This is a genomic window from Rubritalea squalenifaciens DSM 18772, assembly GCF_900141815.1.
In the GTDB taxonomy this organism is placed as follows: domain Bacteria; phylum Verrucomicrobiota; class Verrucomicrobiia; order Verrucomicrobiales; family Akkermansiaceae; genus Rubritalea; species Rubritalea squalenifaciens.
This window is the reverse complement of the sequence record NZ_FQYR01000007.1, coordinates 58,374-76,519: the sequence shown is the minus strand read 5'-3', so window position 1 is coordinate 76,519 and position 18,146 is coordinate 58,374. Positions and strand designations below refer to the sequence as shown.

The 18,146-nt window shown below is 50.4% G+C and carries 16 protein-coding genes; 7 read left to right on the top strand and 9 right to left on the bottom strand.

Annotated features, from left to right (window positions below; translation table 11 throughout):
• The first annotated feature begins 21 nt into the window (after positions 1-21).
• Complete coding sequence (locus BUB27_RS17010; protein WP_143185091.1) at positions 22-873, top strand: hypothetical protein; 852 nt, start codon at positions 22-24, stop codon at positions 871-873.
• A gap of 356 nt (positions 874-1,229) precedes the next feature.
• Positions 1,230-2,573 (top strand): hypothetical protein, encoded by a 1,344-nt coding sequence (locus tag BUB27_RS17005; protein WP_143185090.1) that lies wholly within the window; start codon positions 1,230-1,232, stop codon positions 2,571-2,573.
• Positions 2,574-2,671: 98 nt separating this feature from the next.
• Here the strand turns inward: BUB27_RS17005 and BUB27_RS17000 are convergent, their stop codons facing one another.
• Genes BUB27_RS17000 through BUB27_RS16990 form a run of 3 tightly spaced genes read right to left on the bottom strand, consistent with a single transcriptional unit; the run spans position 2,672 to position 5,930 of the window.
• Positions 2,672-3,583 carry a sugar phosphate isomerase/epimerase family protein gene (locus BUB27_RS17000; protein ID WP_143185144.1) on the bottom strand — a complete coding sequence of 304 codons (912 nt, stop codon included), beginning with the start codon at positions 3,581-3,583 and terminating at the stop codon, positions 2,672-2,674.
• 54 nt (positions 3,584-3,637) lie between these two features.
• A complete protein-coding gene (locus BUB27_RS16995) occupies positions 3,638-5,122 on the bottom strand; it encodes a carboxypeptidase M32 (protein ID WP_143185089.1) in 1,485 nt (494 codons plus the stop codon).
• A gap of 13 nt (positions 5,123-5,135) precedes the next feature.
• Positions 5,136-5,930 (bottom strand): hypothetical protein, encoded by a 795-nt coding sequence (locus BUB27_RS16990; protein WP_143185088.1) that lies wholly within the window; start codon positions 5,928-5,930, stop codon positions 5,136-5,138.
• Positions 5,931-6,024: 94 nt separating this feature from the next.
• Between BUB27_RS16990 and BUB27_RS16985 the strand changes: the two genes are divergently transcribed.
• The 5 genes from BUB27_RS16985 to BUB27_RS16965 all read left to right on the top strand — a co-directional run bounded on the left by BUB27_RS16985 (position 6,025) and on the right by BUB27_RS16965 (position 12,009).
• Positions 6,025-7,371: a mechanosensitive ion channel family protein gene (locus BUB27_RS16985; RefSeq protein ID WP_143185087.1), complete on the top strand. Its 1,347-nt coding sequence runs from the start codon at positions 6,025-6,027 to the stop codon at positions 7,369-7,371.
• Between the two features lie 61 nt (positions 7,372-7,432).
• Positions 7,433-8,842, top strand: a complete 1,410-nt coding sequence (gene cysS / locus BUB27_RS16980) for a cysteine--tRNA ligase (protein ID WP_143185086.1) — start codon at positions 7,433-7,435, stop codon at positions 8,840-8,842.
• A 23-nt stretch (positions 8,843-8,865) separates the two neighbouring features.
• The gene (hemB, locus tag BUB27_RS16975) at positions 8,866-9,831 is read left to right on the top strand and encodes a porphobilinogen synthase (protein ID WP_143185085.1); all 966 of its coding nucleotides are present in this window, start codon (positions 8,866-8,868) and stop codon (positions 9,829-9,831) included.
• Positions 9,832-9,936: 105 nt separating this feature from the next.
• Positions 9,937-10,845, top strand: coding sequence for a phosphatidate cytidylyltransferase (locus tag BUB27_RS16970; RefSeq protein ID WP_159435050.1), 909 nt, complete (start codon positions 9,937-9,939; stop codon positions 10,843-10,845).
• A gap of 9 nt (positions 10,846-10,854) precedes the next feature.
• Complete coding sequence (locus BUB27_RS16965; protein WP_143185083.1) at positions 10,855-12,009, top strand: 1-deoxy-D-xylulose-5-phosphate reductoisomerase; 1,155 nt, start codon at positions 10,855-10,857, stop codon at positions 12,007-12,009.
• A gap of 82 nt (positions 12,010-12,091) precedes the next feature.
• Here BUB27_RS16965 and BUB27_RS16960 read toward each other — a convergent pair whose 3' ends face one another.
• From BUB27_RS16960 to aroC, 6 genes are all read right to left on the bottom strand, one after another.
• On the bottom strand, positions 12,092-13,093 hold the full coding sequence (locus BUB27_RS16960; protein ID WP_143185082.1) for a hypothetical protein: 1,002 nt from the start codon (positions 13,091-13,093) through the stop codon (positions 12,092-12,094).
• Between the two features lie 275 nt (positions 13,094-13,368).
• Complete coding sequence (gene gatB, locus BUB27_RS16955) at positions 13,369-14,832, bottom strand: Asp-tRNA(Asn)/Glu-tRNA(Gln) amidotransferase subunit GatB (RefSeq protein ID WP_143185081.1); 1,464 nt, start codon at positions 14,830-14,832, stop codon at positions 13,369-13,371.
• Positions 14,833-14,868: 36 nt separating this feature from the next.
• Positions 14,869-15,684: a hypothetical protein gene (locus BUB27_RS16950; RefSeq protein WP_143185080.1), complete on the bottom strand. Its 816-nt coding sequence runs from the start codon at positions 15,682-15,684 to the stop codon at positions 14,869-14,871.
• Positions 15,684-16,226: a hypothetical protein gene (locus BUB27_RS16945; RefSeq protein ID WP_143185079.1), complete on the bottom strand. Its 543-nt coding sequence runs from the start codon at positions 16,224-16,226 to the stop codon at positions 15,684-15,686. Before BUB27_RS16945 ends, BUB27_RS16950 begins: the two co-directional genes overlap by 1 nt.
• Positions 16,226-16,807 carry a DUF2207 domain-containing protein gene (locus BUB27_RS16940; RefSeq protein WP_143185078.1) on the bottom strand — a complete coding sequence of 194 codons (582 nt, stop codon included), beginning with the start codon at positions 16,805-16,807 and terminating at the stop codon, positions 16,226-16,228. Before BUB27_RS16940 ends, BUB27_RS16945 begins: the two co-directional genes overlap by 1 nt.
• A gap of 15 nt (positions 16,808-16,822) precedes the next feature.
• Positions 16,823-17,908, bottom strand: a complete 1,086-nt coding sequence (gene aroC / locus BUB27_RS16935; protein WP_143185077.1) for a chorismate synthase — start codon at positions 17,906-17,908, stop codon at positions 16,823-16,825.
• Between the last annotated feature and the right edge of the window lie 238 nt (positions 17,909-18,146).

Here is an 18,146-nt window from a genome sequence, read left to right as displayed (position 1 = left end):
TAACCAAATCCCCCCGAAAAAATGAAAACAGTGATTACTACCCTGGGAGCTGCAGGTTTGCTGACAGCAGCTTCACATGCTGATCTAACGCTGGCCGCTCCAGGCATGGAGACCGCAGAAAGTTATCAAGGAGCCAGCATCCAAGAGAGTATAGCTCTTGGCAACTTTTATGAATATAAGGTAACAGGCTATTCTTGGCTTCTAGTCGCAGGTAAGCCGTACGATGGTAAAATTCACCCGTCCTCTGGACAGCTGGTAACCTCTACTGGTAACGATCAGTATACAGGCCAGTCCACAGCCCAGGCTTCTATCTTAGGAACGAAGAGTGGCAGCAAGTGGGTTGTTTCGAGTGCCAGTCTGACTGCTTACAATATCGAAGACGATGCTTCTGAGAGTGTACTTTTTGATTCTCCAATTATCTTCAAAAACGAGGATGTATCTGTGAGCTGTAGCGAGACGACAAACATGGAAAGTGATGTCGAGAGCTACATCATCGTACACGGAGTTTCCATGAAGGAGCCACCTGTGCCTACAGGTGACCTTCAAGTCAATGGTTTGGTTCGTGAAGGCTATCACACTAGCATTAACTGGATTCTCAAGCGCGAAGGCATAGAAGGAACAGAGCCTTCCGTAAATACAGGTGTCTGGACGGATGATTCCACCCCTGGCGAGACTTCCGCCAAGCCTCCTGGACAGGAGAAAAAAGAAACGGACCCCACCTCAACTGATTCTTCCAATACTGGTGAAGATTCGACCAAGAACAACAACGGTCACGGTAACAATATTGATGGTGTAGATTCCTCTAACCCTGCCCAGCAGAGTAAGAACAAGTGGGATGATTCTGATCCTAATGTTGATGATGAGAAAAAGTAGTCTAATCGTCATTGTTGGAATTCAGGCCCAGTAATGATCTGGGTCTGATTCTACAGGCTTAATCTAAACTTTATGTCCTCTATGAATTTCTTGCTCTGACGCTTATGAAGGGCATCTCTGGTGTTACTTCGGGAGCCAGTCTTTACGGCATAACGAACTACTCCTGTCATTTGAGAGGTGAAATCCAGAGATGGTTTGGCAGTAGGCAGAGACTAGATATAGGCAGTCTTGGTCGGTAGCTCCAGGCGCACATACGTGGCTGAGAAACCCATTCTCAAGACAGATACGCTCAAGACTATAGTATCCATGAAGCTTTGGGTGACGAAAGAGCTAAGCAATAGATAGGAATCAATACTATGTATAAAAAAGGGATCAAATTACTGGCAGCATGCCAGCTAGCGGTTATCTCGCTATTTTCTCAAGTCAGTACGGTGAGTGCCGCTACAGACTTTATTCTGCAAATCACGCCAGCACAGGCCACTTATGACTCAGACCTAGGCGCATGGATGTGGACCAATCCGGAGACTAACTTGTATGAGCAGGCTACCGTGGTTCAGATCGATGTGGCTGGTCCAGACGGAGTGGGTGTCGAATCAGGAGATGTCATTTCTTCTATGCCAATCGATAAATACGGATCACGCTTTATCCTCTTTGGCTCCGGGATGACACCGGATACCAACTTGTACAACCTGAAGGAAAAACTGGTACACCCCTACCGACCGCAGGTGGAGATCGTAACAAGTTCCGAGGACCAGTACGAGGGAGTTACTCGTACCCGAGCCGATGAGAAATATCAGGGAAAGATCTATATCACGAACTTGATCGGTGACACCACAGCGCCAGAGTCCAGTCGTAAGGTGCTCTTGGAGGTTCTAACCTCAGAGTACGAGGAAGGGCGTGATCGAATCTCTGAGTATGGAGATCTCAAGAGAGTGGTAGAGCAGATATACATAGTGAGAGAGGGGGACACTTGGTATTTCGAAGATGTGGATACTGAAGAGCGCGTATCATTCTCGCCTAAGTCTGAGATTAAAGATGGAATCCAATATTATACCCTGCAGTGTAGTACTCTGACATCGCTTTACAGTGATTTAGAGTTCAAGCAGAAGGGGGAAGAGTATATCCGGGTGCTGGGGCTTCCTAACGAATTCGAATTTGTGGTGGATGAGCACGGTAACCTAAAACAGGCGGATTGGCAGATTATCGATGAAGAAAAAGTCCAGGTATGGCCGATTGCTGATGCTTCGCTTCTTGCCAAACTGGCGGATGAACCATTCACACTGAGTGGACGTACGCTAAACAAATTCCCAACTCTCATTGTCGATCTGGTGGATTTATATCCGACAAGTAAGACCTATGTGAGAATCTATCAGGGTCAAGCTGTAGAGAACTACACTGGAGAACAAATCATTCTTCAGGAGGTGGTAGCAAATGACTATGACCCGACAAACTTCAATACGGTAACGCCGCAGCGTGAAACTCAGATTATTGCCGCTGAAAGCTGGGATCATAGTGAGCTTGTCGACGGTGATTACACGGTGGAAATTATCACTGAAACTCCGTTTACAGAGGAGGTGCTAGATGGGTCTGGTAATCCTGTAGGAATTACGACTAAGAAGCTTCGCTTGGTCTACTCGACTTTTACTTTGAAGCGCACCGTAGAGTTTTTCGGAAATGCTACTGATTCAGAGAATAAGTAGTCTTTGCTGCTAAATTCTAAACATAAAAAAGCACCAAGCTTAGCTTGGTGCTTTTTTATGTTTAGAATTTGAGTTGAGCCTGCTGAGGAGGCTGGGGTTTAGCCTTCAATGCCGAGGAGATTCTTGCGCATGCGGGCGAGGATGCCTGCGCAGTAATCCTTGTCTCCTCCTCTTACTTCGGCAGTAGCCCAGCCAGAGTAGTTGATTTCGGTGAGGGCGCGGCGTACGTCGAGCCAGTCGACATCGCCTTCGCCGATTTTGGTGAAGCCGCCTTTGACTCCCCAATCCTTGACGTCGAGTTTGACGATGCGGCTACCGAGGGCTCGGATCCAGTCGGCTGGCTTGCCGAACTTCTGGATATTGCCGATATCGAAGTAGCTGCCAACCCATGGGCTGTTGATTTCATCGAGGTACTTGACGAGTTTTTCAGCTGTTTGATTGTTGCCGCCTTTGGGGTCGTAGAGGAAGTTGTTCCAGACATTCTCGATGAGGATGCGCTGACCATTGATGGCCGCATGAGGGATGGCCTTGTGCAGCACCTCAATGGAACGTTCCCAGGCTTGTTGGTGGGTAGTCTTGTTGTTGACGACTGCTGGTACAACGAGAACCGCATTACCGCCTACTAGGGCAGAGTCATCAATTGCGGTGATGAGGTCTTTGAGGGCCTTTTCACGGGTTTCCTCCGATTCAGAGGAAAGCTGGACGCGCCAGTGGGTGGAATCGACTACGCCGTGGATTGGGAAGTTATACTTCTGGGAGGCAGCAAGGCAGGCCTTCTTGTCCAATCCGCCAGGTGAGTTGAGCTCCATGCCGTCATAGCCGAGTTCTTGAATCCCTTTGAATTTTTCATCCGGGTTCTTGCCGAAGCCGATCATGCCAATTTTCAGGGATAGTTTGATGCGTTCTGGAGATAATTGAACATTTTCTGCTTTGTCTTGGGCAAAGGTGCGTGTGGCGAGAGCAGCCGTGGCCAGTGATGTAGTAGTGAGGAAATTACGTCGAGTGGTCATAATACAGTCGGTGTTACGTGAGTTCTTACGTCTAGTTATCAGGGAACTGAGACATTATGCACGGTCGATGAAGCGTTTTTTGAGGTGAGCTAAATGGTATTCAGGGTTCGTGGTTTCGCCGCTCGCTGATTTCATGAGCTCCTGAGGTAGCAGGGTGCTGCCTTTGGAGTGGATTTCTCGACGCATCCAATCAAGGAGAGGCTTGAAGTCTGCTGCTTCATAAGCTGTTTTGATGGAAGAATCCTTGATAGCTGCGTTGAAGAGTTGTGACGCGTTCAGGTTACCCATTGTATAGGTTGGGAAATAGCCTAGTCCACCCATGGACCAGTGAATGTCTTGGAGGCATCCTTTTGTGTCAGATGGTGGGGTGAGGCCGAACATTTCTTGGAAGAGTGCATTCCAGGCGTCTGGAACTTCTTCTACAGTAATGTCTCCATTAAGAAGTCGGCGTTCTAGGTTGAAGCGGAGTAGGATGTGTAAATCATAAGTGGCTTCATCGGCATCGACACGAATGAAGGAGTACTTGGCTTGATTGATGGAGTAGAGAAATTCTTCCAAGCTCCAGTCCTTCAGGTCGTCAAAAAGTTCTTGGGCTCGTGGGAACCAGCGGTTCCAGAAGCTTCGAGAGCGTCCTACATGGGCTTCCCAGAGCAGTGATTGAGATTCATGGATGCCAAGGGAGACGGAATTCCCCGAGGGGAGGCCGAACTCGCTGGCGGGAAGTCCTTGCTCATAGAGACCATGGCCGGTTTCATGCATCACGCCGAAGAGTGAGGCTGTGAAGTCATTTGGATAGTAGCGGGTGGTGAGGCGTACATCCTGTGGGCCTAGTGTAGTACAGAATGGGTGCGTAGTGGTATCGATTCTGCCATTATTGAAATCGAAACCGATGGACTCAGCGACTTCGCGATTGAGGATTTGTTGTTGCTCGACTGGGAAATTGCCGTCGATGGTGCGTGCAGGATTCGCCTGGCACTTCTCGACAGCTTCTTTGGCTAGTTGCGTGATGCCGGGCTGGAATTGATCAAAAATGGCGGCGATGTCCGAGGTTTTGGCACCTCGCTCGTAACCAGAAAGAAGAGCGTCGTACTTTTCGTCCTCGTATCCCCAGAGTTCGGCTTTCTCGCGAGCAAGATCGAGTAGCTTGTGGAGGTGTGGAGCAAATTCAGCAAAATTATTGTCCTTACGTGCTTTCGCCCAAGCGGGCTTGGCTAGCGAGGTTGTCTCGGAGTTGCGCTCGACGAGCTCTTTAGGAAGCTTGGTGGCTCTGTCGAAGTGGTGTCTCCACTCACGAATGTTGGCGGCGATAGTTGGGTTGAGATGAGTTTCATCTTCACAGCTTTCCAGTAGCGATCTGTATTGGTCAGATGTTCTGAGTTCGTGGGCTTTACCTGACAGGTAGGCTAGCTGCTTGGAACGGTGTGCAATGGCGCCTTCCGGCATGTAGGTTTCCTGGTCCCAACCGAGAGTGGATGCTGTGGTGCCGATTAGCGTGATTTCTTGATTGAGTGCAACGAGAGAGTTGTAGGCATCTGACATAGAGGTAGACCTATCATTGTGGGGAATCAGGACAAGGCAGATCGGCTGCTGTTGTGTCCTTTTTCTGTCTGATTCGCCTTATCAGCCAGATGAAGCCAAGCAGGATGATAAAGAGTATGGCTACGAGTGATGCTGGAATCCACCAAGGTAGAGGGATGGAACTCTGCATGATGATGGGCTGATTGACGTAGTTTTTGAGCTTGATAGACCATTGGAGGCTTTTCTTGTCTTCGGAAATGAGGGTGGCGTTGCTATCGCTGACAGCTTTGGGCAGGTGTAGGATGTAGCGGAATTCTGATTCCCCGAGAATCTCCGGGTTCTTGATCTTCCCCTCAAACAATGGCTTGAGATTCACTTCCCGTTTGATGTCGATATCCAGACCACGAACAGACACTTCAAACTTCCCCATAAGGGCGCAGGCTTTATCTAGCAGAGCTTGCATCTCCGGGTTGAGTTTCGGGGCTTCTGGACCGCATAATTCGTTTTCGTAGATTTCTGCGACTTCTATGATGGAGGTGAATTCAAGTCTGGCTTCAATGCGCTGCATGCCAAAACCAGAAGCAGATTTGGAAAAATGAGTAAGCTTAAGACTGTCGTGCTTATCGGCTATCTTATTCAGATAAACCTCCAGACTCGTGGCATCATCTTCGTTTAGCGCGCGTGTAGGAATGTTATAGGAGATCTGTGCTGACCCGGACCCATCCTCAAGAACCGTAATCTCCTCCTGTCCATCAAGGCAGGAAGACGACAGGCAGCACAGTGTGCATAGGGCAATAGCGTAGACGAGCCGCAGCAAGGAAAGTCTCATGGATGAGAACATAGTGGTGAGAAGGAGAGGGTAAAGGTTTATTGAGACAGGGATATCACTTGAATCTATCGAGATCCATTTGTACTTCAATTCCATGGAAAATAAATGGCATCACCAGCTTCGTGAGCTCTTCTTCGGAGAAGTCCAGAAGGTCGAATACACGAATGAACAAGGTGTGGAATATATAGCGAATGAGACGATTTCTCTGCCAGCTCAGTTGGCGGTGGACGGTGTTTTGTTTTTGGGCCTACTCTTGGTCTCTTTTGTTATCTATTTGGTGGTTAAGCGTGTCGTTTTCCGAGTCGTTGAGAAGCTGGTACACGCCACAAACACTGATTGGGATGACGAGTTTCTGAGAAGTCGCATATTCCGATGGATCGCGTTGGTGGTACCGACAGTGATTATCTGGAAATATGTGGGTGATGTGTTTAATCCGATTGCCTTTGGATTGGAGAGCAAAACCAATAGCATCATCTATGTTCGCGACGGGATTGTCGTCGTGGCTAAAATCCTGACGGTGGTCTTTTCCATGCTGTGTTTCAACTCGATCTTGAACACGGGGGAAAGGATCTACATGCGTTTTGAAGTTTCCAAGAAGCTGCCGATGAAGAGCTTTCTTCAGGTTCTCAAAATTATTTTGGTGCTGATAGGTATTATCTTAATTGTCGCCAGTATCATGGGGGAATCACCCATGTTGATTTTCTCAGGCTTGGGTGCTGCCACAGCGATTCTCATGTTGATTTTTAAGGATGCGATCCTAGGGTTGGTAGCTGGCGTTCAGCTCAGTGCGAATCAGATGGTGACGCCGGGGGACTGGATTGAGATGCCCAAGTTCGGAGCCGACGGCGAGGTGATGGAAGTGGCATTGACCACGGTGAAAGTGCGAAACTGGGATATGACGATCAGTACTGTGCCCACCTACGCACTCATTTCCGATAGCTTCAAGAACTGGCGTGGAATGAGTGAGAGTGGGGTGCGCCGAATCAAACGTTCTCTCAATTTTGATATGCAGAGTGTCACATTTCTTAACAAGGATATGATGGCCAAGATGCGCGAGATTAGCCTGCTTAAAGGCTATCTTGAGAAGAAGGAGAAGGAGATTGCAGCCTGGAATGCTGAGAAGAAGGCGCACGAGGATGATCTGATTAATGCCCGCGCAATGACCAATATTGGAACCTTCCGCGCTTATGTCTGGGAGTATCTGACCAATCACCCGGGAATTGATGAGAAGCACACGATTCTGGTGCGCCAGCTTCAGCCTGGTGAGAATGGCCTTCCGATTGAGGTCTACGCCTTTACCAACAACAATGCTTGGGTGGCCTATGAGGGAATCCAAAGTGATATCTTTGATCACCTGATTTCAGTCTCGAAATTCTTTGGTCTTCGTATCTTCCAGCGCCCGAGTGGCATGGACTTTGACCGATTCAAGCACACGCTGTAACAGTCCCATTTAAGGCTGAATAGGCTTTTCAAGAGAGGAGATGCGGGGTATGGGGACGCATATGCGTTTGTACGATACACTGAAGCGTGAGGTCAGCGAGCTGAAGCCATTGGACGGAGATACTTTTGGTTTCTATGCCTGTGGACCCACCGTGTATGGGCCTGCCCACATCGGTAACTTCCGCACCTTCGTGGTTCAGGATGTATTTCGTCGCACTCTGGAGCTCGGTGGCACCAAGACCAAGCACGTGAGAAATCTCACGGATGTGGACGACAAGACCATACGTGACTCACAGGCAGCCGGCCAGACGCTCAAGGATTTTACTACTGGCTGGACCGAGAAATTCCATGCCGACTGCGCTGCGCTGAACTGTCTGGAGCCACACATTGAGCCAGGTGCTGTGGATCATATCCCTCAGCAGATCACCATGATCGAAGAGCTGATCGAAAAAGGTCACGCCTACGCGGCGGAGGACGGCAGCGTGTATTTCAAGATTTCCTCCTACCCTGAGTATGGCAAGCTCTCTCACCTAGACGAACGTGAGTTAGATCTTGGCCACACGCAGAACCAGCGCGCCAATGACAGCGATGAGTACGAGAAAGACAGCGTGGCTGATTTTGTGCTCTGGAAGGCGCGTCGTGATGAAGACGGTGCAAATTTCTGGCAAAGCCCTTGGGGTGAAGGCCGCCCTGGCTGGCACCTCGAGTGCTCTGCGATGATTCGCGAGTATCTAGGTGAAAGCTTTGACTTGCACTCCGGTGGTGAAGACCTCGTCTTCCCACATCACGAGAACGAAATCGCCCAGAGCAAGTGCTCCTGCGGTGGTGATTTTGCAGCCCACTGGTTCCACATTACCCACCTTCTTGTCGAAGGGAAGAAGATGTCCAAGAGTCTGGGGAATTTCTATCGTCTCGATGATCTTCTAGAAAAAGGCGCGACTCCGGCGGAAGTCCGTTTTACCCTCATCGGTGCTCATTACCGCAAGCAGCTGAACTTCACTCTCGATAGTATCCACGCGGCTCGCGAGGCACTTGGTAAGCTGGTAAAGGCCGAACGTGCGTTGGCAGAGGCTGCTGGCGTGGATGAGGCTCCATCCTACGAAGAGCTGATTGGGTTGGAGGATAAAGGTTTATTCGACAATGCCTGGTTGGGTCTCAATGAGGATCTTAATACTCAGCGTGCTATCGGTGCCATGTTCGGTGCTCTCCGTCGTGCCCAGAACGAGCCGGATCCGCTGGTACAGTGGAAGGGGCTTCACTTCATTCTCGCAGCTTTAGGTATCCAGTTGCCTGTGGTAGAAGAAGAGGAAGCGCTTGAAGTGCCGGAGGAGGTGAAGGTTCTCGCCGAAGAGCGCTGGGCTGCCAAGCAGAGCAAGGACTGGGCGAAGTCCGATGAGCTCCGCGACAGACTTCGTGACCTGGGCTGGATGGCTAAGGATGGAAGCGATGGCTATTCACTGGAAAAAATCTAAGCTCACATTACGTTTAAATCATCATGTTGATCAGACCACGCCGTAACCGCAAAAGCGCCGCTATCAGGGACCTCGTTAGAGAGACGACTCTATCTGCGGGGGATTTCATCTATCCACTTTTCGTCCATGATTCCGATGAGAATGTGGATATAGCCGCGATGCCGGGTTGCAAGCGATGGAGTATCGAAGGTTTGGTCAAGGAGGCTGGTGAAGCTTACGATCTGGGTGTGCCGGCAGTGGTGATCTTCCCAGCGATCAAGGAGGAACTGAAAACGAGCCAAGCCGAGGAGTGTTTCAATCCTGACGGTTTAGTGCCTCGCGCTATCAAGGCGCTCAAGGCCGCTTATCCTGATCTCTGTGTGATGACTGACATCGCGCTCGATCCCTACAATGCAGACGGTCACGACGGTATTGTGCAGGATGGTGAAATTCTCAATGACGAAACTGTCGAGGTGCTATGCAAGCAGGCTCTTTGCCATGCTGAGGCGGGTGCGGATATCGTATCCCCAAGTGACATGATGGATGGCCGTGTGCAGGCGATCCGTGAGGAGCTTGATGGTGCAGGATATCACGGTGTATCCATTGTGGCATACTCCGCGAAGTACGCCTCAGCCTACTATGGGCCTTTCCGTGGTGCACTTGATTCCGCTCCTAAAGCCGGTGACAAAAAGACCTATCAGATGGATTACGCGAACGTACGTGAAGCCATCCGCGAGGTCATGCTGGACGAGGAGGAAGGCGCCGATATGGTGATGGTGAAACCGGCAGGTGCTTATCTCGACATTATCGCCAAGGTGAAGGAGGCGACTACTCTTCCTGTGGCCGCATACCAAGTCAGCGGAGAATATCTTATGATCAAGAGCGCTTCTGCTGCTGGCTGGGTGAATGAGGACGCCGTGGTAATGGAGAGCCTGATGGCGATCAAGCGTGCAGGAGCTGATGTGATTTTGACCTACTTTGCCAAAGATGTTGCGAAAAGGTTGAAGTAGTTGGTTTTCTTGAGTCTACGCTGATACGTGAGGCCCTCTAGGACAGGTCTGCTGTGAAAAATGTTGGCAGATCGGTCTGAGGAGTGTTGGATACACGGCGCAAGCATGAGTGAAGCTAAGAAAAGTAAGGCACAGGTATTTGGTGCGAGGTTGTTCAGTACCGTACTTCTGGCTGTCATCGTTTCCGCTACTTTTTTTAGCGGCAATGCTTGGGCATTTATGGGGCTGATCGCTTTTCTCTCGATAGCCTCCAGTCTTGAATATTTTCGCATGACCAAGCTGGGAGAGATTCCCAGTATGCAAAAGTGGGGCGTGACGCTCAGTGCGCTTTATGCGATTTCCGTGAGCATCGTTTTTGCCAGAGAGGGAGTTTTTGGCTACGCGACGGTTCATTATCTCGACACGGTATTCATCAGTATCCTGGTGTTAGGTGCGTTTATCTGGCAATTGCGCAAGGCTGTTGATGGCATGAAGCCGCTCATCGAGGTGGCTACAACCGTGCTGGGTTTCATTTATATACCGATACTGTTTGGTTTTGTGGCCAAGCTTTGCTTTCTGCCCGGACTGGTGCAGTTTAAAGCTAATATGCCTGAAGTGCCAGGAGCGTGGTTGGTGCTCTGGGTGGTGGCCGTGACAAAGTGTACAGATATTGGCGCCTACTGCACGGGAACTTTGATCGGGAAGAACAAGATGATTCCTCACATTAGCCCAGGTAAGACTTGGGAAGGTTTCTATGGCTCGATTGTAATCTCGCTTGGAGTTGGCTGTGCTCTCTATGCATGGAAAGCTCAGGAATTAGCAATCTTCGGGGGCTGGACGCATGTCATTATTCTCGGAGTTCTTCTGCCACTCCTAACTGTTGTTGGTGATCTGGCGGAGAGTGTCATCAAGCGCAGTTTGAGTGTGAAGGACAGTGGTAACACACTGCCTGGCATTGGCGGGGCCTTGGATTTGATTGATAGTATTTGTTTCACGGCTCCGGTCGCGTTCTTGTATCTGATGTGGTTTGTATAGGTGATTGTGATGAAGAGAAAGAAAGTGGTCATTCTGGGGTCGACTGGCTCGATCGGTACCAGTGCTCTGAAAGTGGCTCAGGAGATTCCTGAGAGAATGGAGGTCGTAGGGCTAGCTGCCGCGAACAGCGTGTCTTCATTGGCTCAGCAGGTGAGGGAGACAGGGGTGAAGCATGTTGCCATTTACAATGAATCCAAGGAATCGGAGTTGCGCGCGGCCATTCCAAACGATGTAAAAATCTACACAGGTCTTGAAGGATTAGTGGAGCTCTCTCGTTTAGAGGGGGCTGACATGGTGCTCGTTTCCATCGTCGGTACTGCAGGACTGTATCCGGCTCTGGCGGCGATCGAAGAAGGTAAGGAACTTGCTGTGGCGAGTAAGGAAATCCTTGTGATGGCTGGTGAGCTAGTCATGGGGGCGGCTGCGAAGAAGGGGGTGAAAGTGCTCCCTGTGGATAGTGAGCACAATGCGATTTTTCAGTGTCTAGACGGACATCGTGGAGGTGAGAAAGAGATTTCACGTCTTATACTAACAGCCTCAGGTGGGCCTTTCCGTACCTGGGAGGCTAACAGGTTGGAAGGTGTGCAGTTAGAGCAGGCGCTCAAACATCCGACCTGGGAGATGGGGCGCAAGATCACGATAGATTCTGCAACTCTGTTCAACAAAGGTCTCGAAATGATTGAGGCGCGTTGGTTGTTTGATGTGGAGATGGATCGGGTGGATGTGATTGTCCATCCTCAAAGTATCGTGCACTCCATGGTGGAGTTTATTGACGGCAGTGTCTTGGCTCAACTTAGTACGACAGACATGTGCTTCCCAATCCAGTATGCGGTGACATGGCCTGAGCGGGTCAGTAATGGGCTGAAGCCTTTGAACTTTGCTGAGCTCGGAAAGTTGGAATTTGAGGCTGCCAGAAGGGATGTATTCCCGGCGATTGATCTGGCCGTCAGGGCTGGGAGTGTCGGGGGGACTTTGCCCGCGGTGCTCAATGCAGCTAATGAAGTGGCTGTGGATGCCTTCGTGGATCGTAAGATAGGCTTCACTGATATCTGGAGGCTTGTTGGGCAAACCATGGATGCTCACACGGTGGGCAGAGGTATAACTCTAGATGAGCTGATCAAGGCTGATGCTGACGCCAGAGAGTATGCGGCCAGCTTGGTGTAACAGCCTTTGATTTGATTCCTGCTCAGAATAGAAATAGGTTCATGCTGAGCAAGAATCTTAAGCCGGTGTGCGATAGCTGTCTCTATTCGACAGGAAGCTCAATGTAGCCAGACTTGCTCTTTGACTCGTCAGGAGCGACTTCGGTTGAGGCTGCTTTTTGGGGAGCAATCATGGACTGTAGTTCTTCAGCCCATTTAGTTGCATCGTTGTGACTGATAAACTTTGAGATGTGAGTGAGCATGCGGGTAGCGGCTCCGGCCTCATCGCCAGCCAGGAAAACCTCTTTCTCCATTTTCCAGACTAGTTTGGGTTTTTTCTCGGCCATGTATTTTTCATAGGCCGGAGGAAGCATATCCTTCTTCATGCCGATGGATTTATCTTTAGGCACATGTGCCCACTCAAGTAGAGCTTGTTCCTCATAGTTGAGGCGCTCTAGCCATGCAGAGCGTAGTAAGCTGGCTTTTCCGGCGTCGCGTAGTGGTGGGAAAATGAGTTTTTCGTAGATCTCGCTGATGGCGAGAGGGGAGCTAGGCCAATTTTCTACCTTCATGGCGCCAAATCCATAGGCTCTGGCAAAGACGGATGAGCTGGCACCTTGTCTGAGGATGTTTTCTTGGCCTTTAAGTTTACTGGCATCCTTGAAGATGTTCTGAAGTGCCTGTCTGGCTTTTGGTCCCAGCTTGTTGATGTCTTCTTCTGATCGTGCAGCCTCGATCGTGAGCACGAGCCAATTCAGTTGGTGGCGCAAGGCGCACTTGAAAGATGGATCAGAATAGCGGTCTTTTTGATTCCTTTTCCAATCACGGAAATCACTGCTTTTCTTCCCCTGGTTTTCGAAATCAGCGAGTTCCACGCAATTGAGGTAAAGTTCCATAGCAGCAGTCTCAGATTGGATGGCTTGCTTGTAGGCTTTATAGGCGGTGGCCTGTCTCTGAGTGAGGGTCTCCTGACTTTTGTGGAGGAGTTCCTCCAGACGCTTGGAGAGTTTTTCTCGTTCGGCATTGGTGAGTTCGTCTGCATTGGCTTGTGGCAACATGCAGAAGAGGAGAGCTGGAACTAAGGTTTTGGTGAGATTGGGTCTCATAGGTATGTATGCGTTGGTGTTTTTTGAAGAGAGGTTACCAATAACATTCATCTTGGTAGCTCATTTGCTGGCTTAGTTGCCTATCTGTTGCTGGGAGGACACAATGTGAAAGACATAGCAACCGGTACCACTCAAGTAAACGATAAGACCACCGGTTCTATTAGCCTACATGACTGAAAAAAGGGAATTACTGGATTTTAAGTCTCAAGCTGGAACGCAAAAAGGGCGGATTCGATGAATCCGCCCCTCAATGAAGATGATGCAGTCTCAGAAATCTAGAGACCAAGTTTGTTCTGGATGATTTCCGTGACGATTTTCGGGTTGGCCTTCCCTTTGGAGGCCTTCATGACCTGTCCGGTAAGCCAGTTGGCCATCTTAGGGTTCCCTCCTTGAATCTCGGCCACTTTATCGGGGTTGGCTGCAATGACTTCGTCGACGATTCCCTCGATTTCCGAGCTATCTGCAGGCTCGAAGCCAAGCTCCTTGGCGATCGCGGCAGGTTCTTTGTCTGGGTTTTCCCAAAGAACGTCGAAAATTTCCTTGGCCTGGTTGTTGGCAACTTGGCCTGATTCGACCAGGGCGACGAGTTGGCCAATCGATTCAGGTTTGAGAGGGTTGTCAGCGAGTGTGAGGCTGGTGTCGTTGAGTTTGCCGAGAAGAGTGTTAATGATCCAGTTGGCGATCTTCTTGCCTGTCTTCTTGTCGGTGGCAGCCGCTTCGAAGTAGTCGGCGAGGGCGAACTCTGAGGTGAGAACACCGGCGTCGTATGTGCTTACCCCGTAATCAGCGACGAAGCGGTCGCGTTTTTCATGTGGAAGTTCAGGAACGTGGGAGCGCATTTTTTCTACGAGCTCACTGGTGCGGACGGGGAGAAGGTCAGGCTCTGGAAAGTAGCGGTAGTCGTGGGAGTCTTCCTTGATACGCATGACGGAGGTCTGACCGGTATTCGGATCCCAGCGCAGGGTGGCCTGCTGTTGCTCGATGCCCATGTCGAGTTCTTCGATCTGGCGATCAATCTCGTAGTAGATTGCTAGACGGACGGCGGAAATGGAGTTGAGGTTCTTGATTTCAAGCTTGGTGCCGAGTTCGTCTGTGCCTTTCTTGCGGACTGAGATGTTTACGTCACAGCGCATCTGGCCTTTCTCCATGTCGGCGTCTGAGATCTTGCCGTACTGGAGGATCTGCTGGAGGGACTTGAGGTAGGCGTAGGCTTCCTCAGCGGAATCGATGTCCGGCTCGGTCACGATCTCCATGAGAGGTGTGCCGGCACGGTTGTAGTCGATAGTGGAAGCGTTGGCGAGGTGGGTGGATTTGGCCACATCTTCTTCGAGGTGGATGCGGTTCATCTTCACGGCCTTGCCTGGATTGACGATGTGCTTCTGGGCGTCCTTGTGGTAGGCGAGGTCGTAGAGTGGTACTTCACCGCCCATGCACAGAGGTAGATCGAACTGTGTGAGCTGGTAGTTCTTCGGCATGTCCGGGTAGAAGTAGTTCTTACGGTCCCACTTGGAGACTTCCGGGGTGGTGCAGCCGAGTAGCATGCCTGCGAGGATGGTTTGCTCGATAGCGTGCTTGTTGAGCACGGGAAGAGCTCCAGGGAGGCCAAGGCAGACAGGGCAGACATTGGTGTTAGGGTCGTGACCATATCCTGCGCGGCAGGAGCAGAACATCTTGGATTCAGAATTGATCTGGCAGTGGACTTCGAGGCCGATAGTTGGGATGTAGTCTTCGCGAGGCATGGGCTGGTTTGTCTAAAAATCGTTGTCTGCGGCTTTCTAGCGGAGGTTCAGGGTCTGTTCAATGTCGATTTCTGCAATGGCAGACTTAAGCTCTGGATCGCTGATGAGATTCGAGAGTTCCGGGTAGGATAGCAGGGACTTCAGGTCATTCTCGTCGATGGCTTTAACGACTTCCTGATTCATCATGAAGACGGTTACTTTTTCCTGCAGCAGGGTCTCCTTGAGGGTCGGCGTAGTGGCCAGCTTGGTGTAATTCTCAGTGGATGTGATGCGCATTGCGGCGATCTTGACGAGGGTGTGATCGACTGGATCGTGAATGGGGTGGAAGTCCGCAATATGCTTGCCGACGGTGGAGTGGGCGAAGGCTTGCTTGATTTTGGAGACGAGCGGGAGATCCGTTGGTGGGTTTTCGCTGTCCTGAGCGAGCCAGTATTCGATCTCTTGCTTTGAGCCGACCTCAATGAGCTGGTTCATACCGAACCAGAGTGAGCCGAGTGCAAGTACGGTGCCGAGGATCATGCCAAATGCGCCCGAGCCTTTCTTCTCGTTTGCTGAGAGGTTGTCGAAGGGATTGAGGAGGAAACGCAGTACGGTACGAACCAAAAGGAAGGTGCAGAGCCCGGCGACGAGTGAAATGAATAGAGGAACCCATTCAGGGAGAGAGGGGAACTGATTCTTTGATATGTCAGTTGTCCCCAAGAAGGTGAAGTAGGTTGTTGCCGCCCCTGATCCCAGGGTGATGAAGGTGAGTACAAGCTTGAGTGTGCCCTTGATGAAACCCAGTAAAGCAAAAGCGACGGCAATAGCTGTAAGTAGGCTAGATGCTGTTAGGTTGCTGGGGTCAATATTCATCAGTTGCTCGGAAGTGTTGAACCTGGGTGCTCAGGCAGTGAGCTAACGAAGTCAGGATGTAGTTTGTAAATCCGATAGTAATCGTTTTGCTCTTTCTTAGCGAAGATTCTGTTGATTGCGAATAAGCGTCTTTTCAAGTAATGAAATCCGACCAAATAAGGAGCAAGGAGTAGGGTGGGGATGATGGTAAATTCGATATTGTAACAAAGAATGAAAACTGCACCCAGAGGCAGAATGGACAGGATGATCATATTCGCCTTCTGGCGGCGAGACTTCTCTATCTGTTTCTGGTCTATGTGACCGTTGAACGTAACGAGTTGTGCGAAAGGATTGAAGCGGCCACTACGTATGGGGATATGAATGCTTTCGGTCTTGGCGCTGCCAGGGAGAAGCTTTCCAGTAATGACGCACCTTTTTCCGTTTGAAGAGCGCAAACTAACCTTGGTGATAACCTCCGAGCCTGCGGAATACGGACCGTCTGAGATGATCTCAGGTGAGGTCTGTGGCGTGGTATAAGGATTGGCAGCGTTCGCCTCCATCATTATTTAACTGGGAATATGTCTGGCGGCATTGGTGGGAAGAGTGCCAGAAAGTCAGGGTGTGCGCCCTTGACGAAGAAGATCTTATTCTTGGCACGCTTCACTTTGATGACTGGCAAGAACGCGCTCATGATGGCCAGTATGATCCAGCAGATCAATAAGGCCAGCGCAGTAAAACCGAGTAGTGCGGATTCAGTAGTGCCAGCTGCAATGAAGAGTGCTAAGCTAACTAGAAAGCACGTGATACCCACAGTGGCTATGAGGTTTTTTTTACGTCTTAGCTTATTCTCGTAATAGATTTTTGTGTTTAGCTTTTGCTGGACGATTAGAATGATGATTATTGCAGGCAATAAGCCTAGCAGTAAAAGTAGCAGATATGCGGGGTGGGCATACGTTAGCTGCTTCTTATGGGTTTTTTGTCCATCAGGAATCGGAGCTCCGCTGACGATGTAGCAAGGAGGGCTCTCGAAATCTCTTGTAAGGACCAGCAGTTTATTGTCCTGGTATGCACCTGTGTTGGAGGGTACAAAGCTCTGCAGATTTGACTCAGAAGGGGGAGCGTAAGGGTTTTGAGTGTCGCTCATTGTTTGCTTGAGGGATTATAGACCACACTGCGCGCGCTGGCGAAGTAGGTGATCTACGAGGATCAGGTTAGCCATGGCCTCTACCATCGGGACTGCACGCGGGAGAACGCAGGCATCGTGGCGGCCTCTGCCCTTCAGCTCTGTGTCTTCGTGGCTAGTGGAGACTGTAGGCTGTTCGGTCATGATAGTCGCAGTCGGTTTGAAGGCGACGCGGAAGATGATATTTTCCCCGTTGGAGATGCCGCCTTGTACACCGCCGGAGCGGTTGGTTTTGGTGCGGACTTTATCGCCTTCCATGAAGAAGTGGTCGTTGTGCTCGCGGCCGGTAAGGAGTGTGCCGCCGAATCCAGAGCCGATTTCAAAGCCTTTGGTGGCAGGGAGAGACATCATGGCTTTGGCTAGGTCTGCCTCGAGCTTGTCGAAAACTGGAGCGCCGAGGCCAGCGGGGACGTTGCGGATCACGCACTCTACCACTCCGCCGACAGAGTTACCCTCCGAACGGACTTCCTTGATCAGGTTGATCATCGGATCCACCATGGCTGGATCGCCGGTGCGGACGATGTTGGATTCTACCTGGTCGAATGTTACGGTGTCAGGGTCGACATTTGCCTCGAGGTCCTTGATGGACTTGACGTAGGCAATGGTTTCAATGCCCGGGCAGAGTGAATCGGTGACTTTCTTGGCAACTGCAGCAGCGGCTACACGGCCGATAGTCTCACGTGCAGAAGCACGTCCGCCACCGTGCCAGGCTCGGATGCCGTACTTAGCGTCATAGGTGTAGTCCGCGTGAGAAGGGCGGTATTTGTCCTTCATTTCATCATAGGAAGAAGGTCGCTGGTCCTTGTTGCGGACGAGGATGCCGATCGGTGAGCCGAGAGTCTTGCCTTCAAATACGCCAGAGAGGATTTCGCACACATCTCCTTCCTTGCGAGGGGTGACGATGTCGGACTGGCCTGGGCGGCGGCGGTCGAGTTCTTTCTGGATGTCTTCTTGAGAGATTTCGAGCATTGGAGGGCAGCCGTCGATATTGACGCCTACGCCTACGCCATGGGATTCACCCCAAGTGGAAATACGAAATAGTTGGCCAAGTGTGCTGGACATGCTGTCGTGATAGGCTGTGAGCGCTGGATGTGCAATGCTTTAGCTGGGTAAATTAGTCATTTTGCTGGCGAGTCTTCTATGGGCGTGTTTGCGCATTTGAGTTGCAGGTTTTGATTATGCGAAAATGTGTTAAATTATGTTAACGAAATATATTTTTTGCACATCTATCTAATAAACACTTTAAGGTAGACGTTCAGATTTCAGTCTGTTTAAAAAACTGCCAGCATTATTGTACATA

What these genes read in the sequence shown, in the direction of transcription:
- BUB27_RS16990 (WP_143185088.1), bottom strand. Translation starts at nt 5,930, where the DNA reads ATGAGACTTTCCTTGCTGCGGCTCGTCTACGCTATTGCCCTATGCACA.
- BUB27_RS16965 (WP_143185083.1), top strand. Translation starts at nt 10,855, where the DNA reads ATGAAGAGAAAGAAAGTGGTCATTCTGGGGTCGACTGGCTCGATCGGT.
- BUB27_RS16940 (WP_143185078.1), bottom strand. Translation starts at nt 16,807, where the DNA reads ATGAGCGACACTCAAAACCCTTACGCTCCCCCTTCTGAGTCAAATCTG.
- BUB27_RS16995 (WP_143185089.1), bottom strand. Translation starts at nt 5,122, where the DNA reads ATGTCAGATGCCTACAACTCTCTCGTTGCACTCAATCAAGAAATCACG.
- cysS (WP_143185086.1), top strand. Translation starts at nt 7,433, where the DNA reads ATGCGTTTGTACGATACACTGAAGCGTGAGGTCAGCGAGCTGAAGCCA.
- BUB27_RS16985 (WP_143185087.1), top strand. Translation starts at nt 6,025, where the DNA reads ATGGAAAATAAATGGCATCACCAGCTTCGTGAGCTCTTCTTCGGAGAA.
- BUB27_RS17005 (WP_143185090.1), top strand. Translation starts at nt 1,230, where the DNA reads ATGTATAAAAAAGGGATCAAATTACTGGCAGCATGCCAGCTAGCGGTT.
- gatB (WP_143185081.1), bottom strand. Translation starts at nt 14,832, where the DNA reads ATGCCTCGCGAAGACTACATCCCAACTATCGGCCTCGAAGTCCACTGC.
- BUB27_RS16945 (WP_143185079.1), bottom strand. Translation starts at nt 16,226, where the DNA reads ATGATGGAGGCGAACGCTGCCAATCCTTATACCACGCCACAGACCTCA.
- BUB27_RS17000 (WP_143185144.1), bottom strand. Translation starts at nt 3,583, where the DNA reads ATGACCACTCGACGTAATTTCCTCACTACTACATCACTGGCCACGGCT.
- hemB (WP_143185085.1), top strand. Translation starts at nt 8,866, where the DNA reads ATGTTGATCAGACCACGCCGTAACCGCAAAAGCGCCGCTATCAGGGAC.
- BUB27_RS16960 (WP_143185082.1), bottom strand. Translation starts at nt 13,093, where the DNA reads ATGAGACCCAATCTCACCAAAACCTTAGTTCCAGCTCTCCTCTTCTGC.
- BUB27_RS16970 (WP_159435050.1), top strand. Translation starts at nt 9,937, where the DNA reads ATGAGTGAAGCTAAGAAAAGTAAGGCACAGGTATTTGGTGCGAGGTTG.
- BUB27_RS17010 (WP_143185091.1), top strand. Translation starts at nt 22, where the DNA reads ATGAAAACAGTGATTACTACCCTGGGAGCTGCAGGTTTGCTGACAGCA.
- BUB27_RS16950 (WP_143185080.1), bottom strand. Translation starts at nt 15,684, where the DNA reads ATGAATATTGACCCCAGCAACCTAACAGCATCTAGCCTACTTACAGCT.
- aroC (WP_143185077.1), bottom strand. Translation starts at nt 17,908, where the DNA reads ATGTCCAGCACACTTGGCCAACTATTTCGTATTTCCACTTGGGGTGAA.